Consider the following 12,199-nt stretch of genomic DNA (forward strand, 5'->3'; position numbering starts at 1 on the left):
CGTCGCGGCGAGGGGGCCACACACGGTCATGACCAGCAACCGGAAGAGGAAATGATGAAGCAGACTTCGAACTCGATGAACGTGCTCGTGACCGGCGGCAGCCAGGGCATCGGGCTGGGCATCGCGGAGGTGTTCGCCGCCGCCGGTGCCCAGGTCGCGATCGCGGGCCGCAACCCCGTGAAGCTGGAGAAGGCCCGCGCACGGCTGGCCGAACTCGGCGCGACGGTCTCGACAGTGGTCGCCGATGTCGCCGACCGCCGATCGTGTACCCGGATGGCCGCCGAAGCCGAAGGGCTGCTCGGCGGCCTCGATGTGTTGTGCGCCAACGCCGGAATCTACCCGGAAAACACGCTCGAGCAGATCACCCCGGCCGAGCTCAACGATGTATTCGCCACCAACGTGCACGGCATGATCTTCAGCGTCCAAGCGTGCCTGGATGCGCTGACGCGATCCGGCCGCGGCCGGATCGTGGTGACCTCGTCGATCACCGGACCGACCACCGGATTTCCCGGGTTGAGCCACTACGGGGCCAGCAAGGCCGCCCAGCTGGGATTCGTCCGCTCGGCAGCACTGGAACTCGCCTCACGCAAGATCACCGTCAACGCAGTCCTTCCCGGCAGCATCCGCACCGAGGGACTCGACGGTCTCGGCGCCGACACCATCGCCCGGATGGAAGCGTGCATCCCGCAACGTCGACTTGGTGCCACTACCGACATCGGGCACGCCGCATTGTATTTCGCCAGTGAGGGCGCAGGTTTCGTAACCGGTCAGACACTGACCGTCGACGGGGGCCAGACCCTTCCGGAGGTGCCCGACGCCGCAGTCAGCGCTTGAGCCAGGATTCGAGCGTGTTCCTGGTGCCGAGGATATGCTCTTCCATTTGAGCGGCCGCGACCTCCGGGTCGCGGCTCTCGATGGCCTCCAGAATCGCCTCGTGATGGTCGTTCGCGTTGGGCTCGAGGCGGCCGAAGATCGCTCCCGTCGGAAGCCACATCTTGCGTCGTGCGTCGGCCACCGACTCGAGCAGATAGTCGTTGCGGCAGGCCTGGGCGATCCCCATGTGGAACGCGGAGTCGAGAGTCTGGAACTCGGTGACCCGGTGCGCGGACTGGTCCTGCATCGCGGCGTCGAGGGCGCTGTCCATACTTTCGAGCAACGTTCGCAGCTTCGTGAGGTCGGCTGCTCGACGGCGCAGCGCGGCCAGACGGGTCGCCCCGGTCTCCACCACGATCCGGTAGTCGAATGCATCGCGGACCGCGGTCTTGTTCTGGCGCATCAGCCGGCGGGTCTCGGCCGGGTCGTAGGTGGGAGCCTGCACGGTGAATCCGCCGCCGCGCCCGCGGCGAACGGCGATCAGGCCTTCCCGCTCGAGCACCGCCACCGCGGCCCGCACCACGGTGCGCGAGACGTCGAGCATTTCCGACAGCTCCCGCTCGGTGGGCAGCCGGTCGCCGGGCCGGAACTGACCCAGCTCGAGCGCCCGGCGCATCTGATCGACGACGAGTTCGTGTGCAGGGATCTGCCGGATCGGACCGAATCCGGACGGCGATGCCGTGGCTGTTGTCATACGAGGCTCCTTCCCCTCGCCCCAATCTAGCGCACCACCCACCCTCATGTTATTTGCTCCAGCCTTTAGACCAACACGACAACCAGGTGTCCGTCACAGTCATGCAAATAAAAGACCTAAAAACTTGACCAATCGTCCTTTGTTGGTGAGACTGGGCTCATCGTGGTGACCACGGTCACGTGTTTGGAAAGGAACCTGAAGTGGGCAACAAGGTAATCGTCACAGGCGGCGCGGGGGTCATCGGTCAGGCGATCTGTCGTCGGCTGTTGCAGAGCAACTACATCCCGGTCGCGGCGGATGTGAAGCAGGCGATCGACGCCTTCGATCCGGGCCAGGAGGGACTGGAGGGCACCATCGCCGTGGCGATGGACGTCACCAGTCGCGAAAGTGTGGAGAGCGCCGTCGATTCGGTGATATCCGGAGGCGAGACGCTCGCGGGTGTGATCAACTGCGCCGGCATCCTTCGGGACTCGTTCCTCGGCGAGCTCGACGAGGCCAAGCTGGAGTTGATGTTCCAGGTGAACATCGCCGGCATGGCTCGGGTCATCGACGTCGCGGCACCCTTGCTGACCGAGGGCTCGGCCATCGTCAACGTCGGCAGCCTCACCGGGCACTTCGGCCGGTTCCGCGGCGCCTCGGTGTACGGCGCCACCAAGGCCGGTATCGCCGCCTACACCCGCTACCTGGCTGAGGAACTCGCCCCGCGCGGCATCCGGGTCAACAACGTCGCCCCCGGCGTGATCCGGGCCCCGATGAGCCCGTCGATGGCGCGCGTGTCCGGCGGTGAAGAGGTCAGCGCCGGCTACGCGATGCTCAAGCGGATCGGTGAGCCGGAGGAAGTCGCCGAGGCTGTGGAGTTCCTCCTGTCCCCGCGTGCCTCCTTCATCACCGCCCAGACCCTGCTCGTCGACGGTGGTGTCACCGCATGGTGACCGCGAACGATCTCGCGACTGTCCCCGCCGAGGTCTGGGGCGGGTCGGTCGAGGCCGCCAACGACGAGGCATTTCGCCGCCTCAACGATGCCGACCCGTGGGTGGTCGACGTCCGGCCCGCACGCGAGGTGCTCCCCGGCTACCGCGACAACCTGGTGCTCACCTCAGGCGCTCCCCTGCCGTGGGAGGCCTACGTCGGTGGGCAACGTGAAGCGCTGATCGGTGGCGCCCTGTTCGAGGGCTTGGCCGCCGACCGCGACGAGGCGATCGCGCGGTTCGCCGACGGCAGCATCGAGATCGGCGCGTGCCACGACTACAACGCGGTCGGCTCGCTCGCCGGGATCTACACGGCGTCGATGCCGGTATTCGTCGTCGAGAACCGGACCCACGGCAACGTCGGGTTCTGCAACTTCTACGAGGGCAAGGAACCGCGCCGGCTGAACTACGGCTGCTACGACGAGGGCGTCCACGAGCGGCTCGAGCACGTCAACACGGTTCTCGCTCCGGTGGTCGGTGAGGCGATCCGCCGCCGCGGCGGCATCGCGCTCAAACCGTTGATCGCCCGGGCGCTGCGGATGGGCGACGAGGTGCACAGCCGCAACGCCGCGGCCTCGATCCTGTTCAACCGGGAAATCCTGCCGCCGGTGCTGGACATGATCGAAGACTCTGTACCGGGGGTCCGCGAGACGATGCTTCACCTCGCCGAGAACGACTACTTCTTCCTCCGGCTGTCGATGGCGGCGGCGAAGGCCTCCGCGGACGCGATGGTCGTCCCCGGCTCCACGCTGGTCTCCGCGATGGCGTTCAGCTGCCGCGGTTTCGCGATCAAACTCGCCGGCCTCGGCAACACCTGGTTCGAAGGACCGCCGCCGATCCACCAGGGCAAGCTGTTCGCCGGGCACACCGAGGACGAGATCACCTGGATGGGCGGCGAGAGCCCGATCACCGAGACCGTCGGACTGGGCGGCTTCGCGCAGGCCTGCGCCTTGTCGCTGCAGGATTACCAGGGCGGCTCCCCCGAGGTGATGATCGAACGCAACCGGGAAATGTACGAGATCACCCACGGCGAGAACAGCACGTACCGCATTGCACTGTTCGGTTTCCGTGGCACCCCCACCGGTGTCGATGCCCGCAAGGTCCTCGACACCGCCGTCCTGCCGGTCATGGATGTCGGTCTCGCCGGTCGGGACGGGGGCCAGATCGGCGCCGGAGTGATCCGCGCACCCCGCGAATGCTTCGCGGCGGCGCTGGACGAGCACGCCAAAAGGTATGGTCAATCATGACCGCGAGCGTGCCGGATCGGCGGTCGTTACCGCTGACGTTCACCGGGCAGGTGGCGTTGGTGACCGGGGCCGCCTCGGGTATCGGTCGCGCCACCGCCGGTACGCTCCTGGCCGCCGGGATCCGCACGATCTGCCTGGACCTGCGTGAGCCCGAGTACTTTCCCGGGATTCCCGCCGACCTGCAGGTGCGCTGCGCGGCCGACGTCACCGACATCGCCGCGTTGCGGGCGGTGATCACCGAGAACACCGGCCCGGACGGGTTGAGCTACCTCGTCAACTGTGCGGGGGTGCTCGACGACACCGGATTCGCGAACGTCTCCCGCCAGTCGTGGCTGCGGTGCCTGGAAGTGAACCTCGTCGGTGCCTACAACGTCATCGATGCGGCCGGGGATCTGCTGCGCAAATCCGAGTCCGGTGGGGTGGTCAATGTGACCTCGATCGAAGGCGCCCGGGTGGTCGCGTTGAGCAACCCGGACCCGACTCCCCAGTACGCCGCGTCCAAGGCCGGGCTGGCCATGCTGACCCAGTCCGCGGCCCGGGCATTCGCCGCCGACGGGGTGCGCGTCAACAGTGTCTCGCCGGGCTTCGTCGCCACGCCGATGGCGCTGGCGGCCGCGCACGAGAACACCGACGGTCTCCCACCCTCCCTGGTGCCGCGCGTTCCGCTCGGTCGTTTCGCCAGGCCGGAGGAGATCGCCGATGCCGTCGTCTTCCTGCTCAGCGATCAGGCCCGCTTCATCACCGGGTCCGATCTTCGCATCGATGGAGGATTCACCCTCACATGAGCACCCTGAAGCCAGTCTCACCCGTGGTGGCGTACGAGGCGTCACTCGGGAGAAACGCACGCGTCGGCACTTGGGAAGAACTGGCCCAAGGGACCTTCCGCACCGCCGTCGACCGGTTCCGCCGAGGGCTGTGCGACGATGCGGCCGCTCTGGTCGAGGTCACCGTCCTCGAGGCCGAGGAACTGCGCGAAATCTACGAACAGTGGCCGGACCGGGCGATCGAGTGGATGACGACACACGGCGCTTCGGCGGACGACGTCGACGCGGCGGTTCGCCGTCTCACCGATCTGATCGGTGAGACGGCGATGGCCGGCATCGAGGCCGAATGGGGACAGTTCGTCCAGGCCGTCGACGTGGCGAGCGAACAGTGCCGCCGCAACGACCCCGCGGCGCCGGGAAGCATCGAGAATGCTCGACTGGTCTGGTTGGGTATCCACGACCGGGCGGTCGACCGTATCTCCGGAACGATCGACATCGCGGTCCGCCTGATCGGTGAGTCGTCACTCGGCGACCTGTGGAATTTCCTGATGGGCGATTGGTACGACATCCATGCCCGTCGCTACTCACTGACGAACCAGAGTTGGAACGAATCGGCGCACCAACTGATGGTCGCCATCGTCGACGGATTCCATGCCCACCTGACCGGGGTCTCCCGACAGGGTGACATCGAGTTGATCGACGAGCCCGATCGCATCGGTTTCCGATTCGCTCCGTGTGGGTCCGGCGGTCGCTCGCTCGATCCCGACATCACCGCCGACCAGCCCCGGGCCGATGCCCCCTTCGGCTTCGCCGTCACCACCGAACCCCATGACTGGGCGTGGAACAAACGCGGCATCTGCTCCTACTGCGTCCATTGCTGTCTGCTCAACGAGGTCATCCCCATCGACCGCCTCGGCTACCCGACCAGAGTCATCGACCCACCGACCTGGCCGGAGAGCCGTGCCGACGCCACCTGCACCTGGTGGGTCTACAAACACCCCTCACTCGTCCCCGATGCCGTCTACCGCCGTGTCGGACGCGACCCTGAACTCCGCCCGAAGGACCAGAACCATGTCTAATCACGTTTCGATGACGCAGCTCGAGGTTCCCGACTACGACCTGGGCCTGCGCGGCAAGCTCGTCAAGTCGGACAAGACGGTCAGTCCTGCGAGTCTTGCCTTCTGCACGATCATCTACGGTCTCTCGTTGACCGACGAGGTGACCGACACGCCGTTCAGCAACGCCGAGAACGGCTACCCCGACATGGCACTCGTGCCCGACGAGAGCACCCGGATCGATCTGCCGTGGCGTCCGGGGACGCAGGCGGTGATCGGAGATCACGTCACCGCCGATGGGCGTCCTTTCGAGGCGTCGCCTCGTGCGGTGCTCAAGTCGCTGATCGAGCGGTACCGTGCACTCGATCTCGAGCCCGTGCTCGGCTACGAGTACGAGGTGTGGATCTTCGAGGAGAACAAGGACTGCGAGCGCGGCGATCTGACGCGGTTCCAGCCCTTCGGCACGACGGAGAACGCCTACAGCCTCACCCGTTCCGCGGAGATCGACCGCTTCGCCCAGCAGTTCATCGACCGGATGAACGAGATCGACATCGAGATTGAGGCCTTCCACGCCGAACTCGGGCCCGGGTTCTTCGAGTTCACTCTCACCCCGCAGCCCGCACTGCGGGCGGCGGACAACGCCGCGCGTGCACGCCAGTACCTGCGTGATCTGTGCGCCGAGCACGGACTTCGTGCGAGCTTCATGGCCAAACCGTTCGCCGACAAGTCCGGCGCCGGCGGGCATGTCCACTCGAGCCTCGCCCGCGGCGGCCAGAACGTCTTCGCGTCCGAACCCGGCAAGCTCTCCCCGGAGGGCAGTCACTATCTCGCCGGCCTGGTCAGCTCGATGCCTGACCTGGCGCTGATGTTCAATCCGTTCGTCAATTCCTACAAGCGCATCGCGCCGGGAATGTTCGTTGCGGAGAAGGCAGCCTGGGGATACGACGACCGCAACGTGGCCTGCCGCGTGCTTCTCGGCGGGATCGGGTCGGCGCGCGTCGAACACCGCCGTCCCGGCGCGGATGCCAACCCCTACATCGTCGCCGATGCGTTGCTGGCCGGGGGTCTCGACGGCCTCCAGCGATCCCTCGACCTGCCCCACTCCGGATCACGTGATGCCGGCGCGGTCGACCTGCCGAGCAATCTTGCTCAGGCCGTGGCGCTGTTCGAGTCGTCGGCGCTTGCCGCCGACCTACTCGGCAAGACCTTCACCCAGTCCTATGCCGCGACCCGGCGGGCCGAACTCGAACGATTCGAGCAGTGGATGCACAACTCGATCACCGACTGGGAACTGTCCCGACACCTGGAGCACCAGTGAGCACACACATTCAGACCCTCGACCTCGATCAGTTCGAGGCACTCGCCGCCGCCGGGGAGATCGACACGGTCGTCTGTGCGACCCCGGACCCATACGGGCGCCTGGTCGGCAAGCGCCTGACAATCCAGGCGTTCCGGTCGCTGGGCCTGAGCGGCGACGGGATCAACGCGAGTAGTTTCATCTTCGCCGTCGACCTCGAGATGACTCCGCTCAACCTGCCGGTGTCGAACTCCGCGAACGGGTGGGCCGACATCCGGCTGGTTCCGGACCTGACCACCCTGCGGCGGGTGCCCTGGGAGCCGAACACCGCGCTGGTGATCTGTGACGCCTACGAGTGCGGCTCGGACACGATGCTCAGCGTGGCGCCGCGCACCATCTTGAAGCGGCAGATCGAGCGCGCCCAGCAGGAAGGGTTGGCGTTCAAGTTCGCCTCGGAACTCGAGTTCTTCCTCGCCGCCGTCGCACCCAACGATGCCTGGCAGGCGGGCTATCAGGACCTGAAGATGCTCTCGAACTACCGATCCGATTATCAGATGATCCAGTCCGGGCGGGACGACTGGTTCATTCGCCAGATCCGAAACCAGATGCCGGCATTCGGGATCTCGGTCGAATCGTCGAAACCCGAGTGGGGTCTCGGGCAGCAGGAGATCACCCTCGACTACTGCGACACCCTCGAGATGGCAGACCGCCATGTCCTGTTCAAGTACGGGATCAAGCAGCTCGCGCACCAAGCCGACTTGACGGTGACGTTCATGGCCAAGCCGAAGATCGACGACGTCGGCTCGTCCTGCCATTTGCACGTGAGCATGTGGTCGACCGAAACGGGCAAGCCGCTGTGCTGGTCGGACACCCCCGAAGGGGGAATGTCGGCGAAGTTCGGCTCGTTCGTCGCCGGCCAACTTGAGCACGCCGTCGATGTCAGCCTTCTGTTCGCCCCGACAGTCAACTCGTACAAGCGGTTTCAGCCTGACCAGTTCGCTGGATCGGCCATCGCACTCGGCGAGGACAACCGTTCGTGCGCCTTCCGCCTGGTCGGGCACGGACCGTCCTACCGGGTCGAGAACCGGATACCCGGTGCCGATGTCAATCCGTACTACGCCTACTCGGGCACCATCGCCGCGGGGCTCGACGGCATCGAGCGCCAACTGCCGACGCCCGCGATCTTCAGCGGAAATGCCTGGGAAGGGCGCGAGGTCGAACTCGTGCCGACGTCGATGCACCGTGCGATCGATCTGTTCGCCAAGAACAAGATGGCGCGTGCCGCCTTCGGCGACGAGGTCTACGAGCATCTCGTCGCCTCCGCCCAGGCGGAGCTGACCTCCTTCGATTCCCACACGGTGACCGATTGGGAAACCCGCCGCTACTACGAACGTGTCTAACACCCTTGTCCATGAAAGGACCGCCATGCCATTGGATCCCATCGCCCAGAAGATGATCGACGACTCCCGTGCGTCGGGGCGACCGAACGCCCACCTGTTGCCGGTGGAGACCGCGCGGCAGAACTTCGAAGACACCTTCGGGGCGCTGACCAAGCCCGCGATCCATCACACCGTCGACGTCGAGATTCCCACGCGCGATGGTGAGAGGATCCGCGGCCGGCTTTACCTGCCCAGCGAGGCGACCGACCTGCCGCTGACCGTGTACTTCCACGGTGGCGGCTGGTTACTCGGCAGCATCGACTCCCACGATGTCGCCACTCGGTTGCTGGCGACCGCCTCCGGCAGTGCCGTGCTGTCGGTCGACTACCGCCGTGGTCCCGACTACCGTTTCCCCACTGCTGTCCACGATGCGATCGACGCCCTCGAATGGGCGATCAGCGGCGACGCCCAGCTGCCGGTCGACACCTCGCGCGTTGCCATCGCCGGCGACAGCGCCGGCGGCAACCTCGCCGCCGCCGTGACCCTGCACGTGCGCGACACCGGCAAGATGCGTCCTCTTCACCAGCTGCTCGTCTACCCGGTCACCACCTGCGATCTCGACCGCGGATTCGACGGCGAGTACCAGGCCGTCATGCTCGAACGCGACGAGATGCAGTGGCACCAGGACAACTACCTGCCCTCCCCGGACTTCGCACAGGACCCCCGGGTGGACGTCCTGTCCGCCGATCTGAGCGGGCTGCCCGAGACCACGGTCATTCTGGCCGAATGCGACCCGATCCGCCCACAGGGCGAGCTGTACGCCGAAGCGGCACAGGCCGCGGGCGTCGCGGTCGAGGTGCACCAGACACCCGGCATGGTGCACGGCTTCTTCGGGCTCGACGAGGTGTTTCCCGCGGCCACCGCTGCCATGGAGTTCGCCGGCTCACGGCTCGCTCGCGCCTTCGATCAGGAGCTCGTGCGATGACCCGGACTGCGCTCGTCACCGGAGCCGCCGGTGGAATCGGGCTGGCGACGGTGCATCGCCTGGCCAAGGACGGTGTCCGGGTCGTGGCCACCGACGTCAAGGAACGAGTCGACGATCTGCCCAGCGGCGTGGAGTACGTGGCGTTCGACCTTCTCGCCGGCGAGCGTTTCGACGACCTGTTCGCCTCCTTCTCCGACGACGGCCTGGACTACCTGGTCAATGCGGCGGGTGTGGCGTTCTTCGATCGCGACGGGTCGACGTTCGACATCGAGGAGTCGATCTGGGACACCACCCTCGGTATCAACCTGCACGGGCTGCGGAAGGTGATCAGGGCAGCGATCCCTCATCTGCGCCGGGGTCGCGGCCGCAGCATCGTCAATGTGGCAAGCACCGCCGGGGTCCGCGGGATGGATTCTCCCCTCGACGCCTACCAGGTGAGCAAGGCCGCGGTGGTCTCCTTGACCCATGCCCTGGCGTTGCAGCTGGGCCCCGAGGGAATTCGGGCCAACACCGTGTGCCCGGGAGCGATCCTCACCCCGATGATCGACTACCTCTACGAGCGCGCACCCGAGCGCCGCACCGACATGGAGAACCGGACACCGTTGCGCAGGCTGGGCCTCCCCGAGGACATCGCGGCCGCAATTGCATTCCTGCTGTCCGACGAGGCGTCCTTCATCACGGCCGTCGACCTGGTCGTCGACGGCGGTTGGACCGCCCAGATCAAGTAGCGACGCCGCGTGGTCGGGTCTCGGAGATCCGATCCCGGCCACGCTCACACGCGCACCACCCCGGGGAGCCGATCCATCCCGGCCACCCCCGAAAAACCCCTCAGCATCAGCAAATTTCCCTCCCGGGATTGACATCCACCTTAAAGGCCTAAATACTGAACCAATAGAGGTTTGGGGTTGGTCCACAAGGTCCCAGACTCCGGCCCCAGTACCAAGCCTTCAGACAGGAGAACGCCATGGCACCCAGCGCACGCGGGCGGACCACAGCACGAGTTGCCATCATCGGTTCCGGATTCAGCGGCATCGCAGCCGCGATCGCGCTGAAAAAGAAGGGGATCGAGGATTTCATCATCTTCGAGCAGTCCCCCGGACTCGGTGGGACCTGGTGGCACAACCGGTACCCGGGCGCCGAGGTCGACCTCGAGTCCCACATCTACTCGTTCTCCTACGAGCGCTACGACTGGAGCCGCACCCACGCCGGCTGGCAGGAACTGCAGGGCTACCTCGAGCACGTCGCCCGTAAGTGGGACCTGCACAAGCACATCCTCTTCAACGAGAAGGTCGAAAGCGTGACCTGGTCGGACGAGAACCACGACTACATCGTGGCCACCGAATCCGGCACCGATCACGGACGGTTCATGTCCGTCATCAGCGCGGTCGGCTTCCTCAACATCCCGTTGGTTCCGCCGTTCGCCCGCGGCGAGAACGACTACGAGGGCGCCCTGTGCCACACCTCGCGATGGATCGACGGCCTCGATCTGACCGACAAGTCGATCGGCGTGGTCGGCACAGGCTCGTCGGCAGTCCAGGTCGTCACCGAGGCCGAAAAGGCCGGCTCGGAAGTGAAGATCTTCCAGCTCGAGCCCAACTGGTTACTCCCCAAGAACAGCCGGGACTTCACCGACCAGGAGCGCAAGCTCAACCGCTTCGCACCGATCTACGCCTGGCGGCGGTTCAAGCTGTACGCCGACTACGACAAGCGGCAATACCGGGCCAGCCATGCTCGCTCCGACGGACGTACCAACAAGATCAAGCGTCAACAGTCGCTGGCTTTCATGCAGCACGAACTCGGCGACCGCCCCGATCTGATGGAGCTGGTCACCCCGAAATTCGCCTACGAGGCCCGGCGCACTGTGGTCAGCGACACCTACTACGCGGCGCTCAAGAGTCCCAAGGTCAGCCTCGTGCCGCACGGGGTCAAGGGTCTGACGCGCACCGGCGCCGTCGACGCCAACGGCGACGAGCACGACCTCGATGTCATCATCCTCGCAACCGGGTTCGACGCAGCGAACTACCTCGGCAACTACCGGGTTCGAGGCGAGAACGGTGCCGACCTGCACGGCCACTGGGAAGGAGAGCCCGAGGCCTTCCTCGGGATGATGGTGCCCGGGTTCCCGAACTTCTTCATCATGTACGGCCCGAACACCAATTCTATTCCGCTGGTGTCCTTCTACGAGGCGCAGGCCGGCTTCGCTGCCGGGCTGATCTCCCGCGCCGTCAAGAAGGGCCGCACCAAGATCTCGGTGCGGCGCTCGGCGTTCCTGATCTACAACGACTGGGTACAGAGCGCGTTGGGTAAGACCGTGTGGGCCACGACCCGGAACTACTTCCAGGCCGGAAGCGGCAAGATCGTCTCGCAGTGGCCGTTCAGCGCATCGGCCTACATCGCGGCGACGAAGTTGCTGCGCCGGTTCGCCGTCAAGATCGACTGACGGCCGTGAACTTGCCGGCATCCGCGCCCCCAGCCTGACCGGATGCCGGCATCCTGCTCCAGCCGTTGGACACCGGCTGGACCGTGGGAGGGGAAGTTACTCGGAGCTTTCCCTCCCACATCGGCGCCACAGCGCTGTTCGGAGAACAGCCCGCCGCGACACCACCGTGTCGCGGCGGGTCGAGCTATCTCTACCCGCGCAGCCTGGCCGCCGACCGCCGACCGGGCGAACCGACACCGTCGGCGACGACAGTGTTGGACATGCGATTTCTGTCCCTTGGTGGATTCCTCCTCCACATGCCACTCCGCATTCACAGCAGTCGAGAAAGAGGCAGTCACAGTGACCAGCGCAGCAGAAACCTCCGAACTAGCGGCGTACGCGCCGAGCCCCGAGTTCACCGCCACTGCGAACGCCGGACCCGAACTCCAGGCTGCCGCAGACGAGGACCGACTCGCATTCTGGGCGACCCAGGCCGAGCGCCTGCACTGGCACACGCC

11 protein-coding genes are annotated in these 12,199 nt (G+C 66.0%); 10 read left to right on the plus strand and 1 reads right to left on the minus strand.

The annotated features are described in order from the left end of the window. The first annotated feature begins 54 nt into the window (after positions 1–54). A complete protein-coding gene (gene fabG / locus ACFTZB_RS35740) occupies positions 55–834 on the plus strand; it encodes a 3-oxoacyl-ACP reductase FabG (protein WP_378439120.1) in 780 nt (259 codons plus the stop codon). On the opposite strand, the gene ACFTZB_RS35745 is transcribed toward fabG, so the two are convergent. Next, positions 824–1,567, minus strand: coding sequence for a FadR/GntR family transcriptional regulator (locus tag ACFTZB_RS35745; RefSeq protein ID WP_061044871.1), 744 nt, complete (start codon positions 1,565–1,567; stop codon positions 824–826). The two genes, fabG and ACFTZB_RS35745, sit on opposite strands and share 11 nt — an antisense overlap. Positions 1,568–1,767: 200 nt before the next feature. Between ACFTZB_RS35745 and ACFTZB_RS35750 the strand changes: the two genes are divergently transcribed. From ACFTZB_RS35750 to ACFTZB_RS35790, 9 genes are all read left to right on the plus strand, one after another. Continuing rightward, on the plus strand, positions 1,768–2,499 hold the full coding sequence (locus ACFTZB_RS35750; protein WP_378439102.1) for an SDR family NAD(P)-dependent oxidoreductase: 732 nt from the start codon (positions 1,768–1,770) through the stop codon (positions 2,497–2,499). Next, positions 2,493–3,782, plus strand: coding sequence for a DUF1116 domain-containing protein (locus ACFTZB_RS35755; protein ID WP_378439104.1), 1,290 nt, complete (start codon positions 2,493–2,495; stop codon positions 3,780–3,782). Before ACFTZB_RS35750 ends, ACFTZB_RS35755 begins: the two co-directional genes overlap by 7 nt. Next, positions 3,779–4,567 carry an SDR family NAD(P)-dependent oxidoreductase gene (locus tag ACFTZB_RS35760; RefSeq protein ID WP_378439106.1) on the plus strand — a complete coding sequence of 263 codons (789 nt, stop codon included), beginning with the start codon at positions 3,779–3,781 and terminating at the stop codon, positions 4,565–4,567. Before ACFTZB_RS35755 ends, ACFTZB_RS35760 begins: the two co-directional genes overlap by 4 nt. Further along, the gene (locus ACFTZB_RS35765; RefSeq protein ID WP_378439108.1) at positions 4,564–5,625 is read left to right on the plus strand and encodes a hypothetical protein; all 1,062 of its coding nucleotides are present in this window, start codon (positions 4,564–4,566) and stop codon (positions 5,623–5,625) included. The genes ACFTZB_RS35760 and ACFTZB_RS35765 overlap by 4 nt, the downstream gene beginning before the upstream one ends. After that, positions 5,618–6,919 (plus strand): glutamine synthetase family protein, encoded by a 1,302-nt coding sequence (locus ACFTZB_RS35770; RefSeq protein WP_378439110.1) that lies wholly within the window; start codon positions 5,618–5,620, stop codon positions 6,917–6,919. Before ACFTZB_RS35765 ends, ACFTZB_RS35770 begins: the two co-directional genes overlap by 8 nt. Beyond that, positions 6,916–8,298 carry a glutamine synthetase family protein gene (locus ACFTZB_RS35775; RefSeq protein ID WP_378439112.1) on the plus strand — a complete coding sequence of 461 codons (1,383 nt, stop codon included), beginning with the start codon at positions 6,916–6,918 and terminating at the stop codon, positions 8,296–8,298. Before ACFTZB_RS35770 ends, ACFTZB_RS35775 begins: the two co-directional genes overlap by 4 nt. A 25-nt stretch (positions 8,299–8,323) precedes the next feature. Continuing rightward, positions 8,324–9,262: an alpha/beta hydrolase gene (locus ACFTZB_RS35780; protein WP_378439114.1), complete on the plus strand. Its 939-nt coding sequence runs from the start codon at positions 8,324–8,326 to the stop codon at positions 9,260–9,262. Next, positions 9,259–9,990 (plus strand): SDR family NAD(P)-dependent oxidoreductase, encoded by a 732-nt coding sequence (locus ACFTZB_RS35785; protein WP_378439116.1) that lies wholly within the window; start codon positions 9,259–9,261, stop codon positions 9,988–9,990. The genes ACFTZB_RS35780 and ACFTZB_RS35785 overlap by 4 nt, the downstream gene beginning before the upstream one ends. Before the next feature lie 236 nt (positions 9,991–10,226). Beyond that, positions 10,227–11,702: a flavin-containing monooxygenase gene (locus ACFTZB_RS35790; protein ID WP_378439118.1), complete on the plus strand. Its 1,476-nt coding sequence runs from the start codon at positions 10,227–10,229 to the stop codon at positions 11,700–11,702. Positions 11,703–12,199: the final 497 nt, after the last annotated feature.

The organism is Rhodococcus sp. NPDC057014 (genome assembly GCF_042673295.1).
Lineage (GTDB): Bacteria > Actinomycetota > Actinomycetes > Mycobacteriales > Mycobacteriaceae > Rhodococcus_F.

What these genes read in the sequence shown, in the direction of transcription:
- fabG (WP_378439120.1), top strand. Translation starts at nt 55, where the DNA reads ATGAAGCAGACTTCGAACTCGATGAACGTGCTCGTGACCGGCGGCAGC.
- ACFTZB_RS35745 (WP_061044871.1), bottom strand. Translation starts at nt 1,567, where the DNA reads ATGACAACAGCCACGGCATCGCCGTCCGGATTCGGTCCGATCCGGCAG.
- ACFTZB_RS35755 (WP_378439104.1), top strand. Translation starts at nt 2,493, where the DNA reads ATGGTGACCGCGAACGATCTCGCGACTGTCCCCGCCGAGGTCTGGGGC.
- ACFTZB_RS35760 (WP_378439106.1), top strand. Translation starts at nt 3,779, where the DNA reads ATGACCGCGAGCGTGCCGGATCGGCGGTCGTTACCGCTGACGTTCACC.
- ACFTZB_RS35765 (WP_378439108.1), top strand. Translation starts at nt 4,564, where the DNA reads ATGAGCACCCTGAAGCCAGTCTCACCCGTGGTGGCGTACGAGGCGTCA.
- ACFTZB_RS35770 (WP_378439110.1), top strand. Translation starts at nt 5,618, where the DNA reads ATGTCTAATCACGTTTCGATGACGCAGCTCGAGGTTCCCGACTACGAC.
- ACFTZB_RS35780 (WP_378439114.1), top strand. Translation starts at nt 8,324, where the DNA reads ATGCCATTGGATCCCATCGCCCAGAAGATGATCGACGACTCCCGTGCG.
- ACFTZB_RS35785 (WP_378439116.1), top strand. Translation starts at nt 9,259, where the DNA reads ATGACCCGGACTGCGCTCGTCACCGGAGCCGCCGGTGGAATCGGGCTG.
- ACFTZB_RS35790 (WP_378439118.1), top strand. Translation starts at nt 10,227, where the DNA reads ATGGCACCCAGCGCACGCGGGCGGACCACAGCACGAGTTGCCATCATC.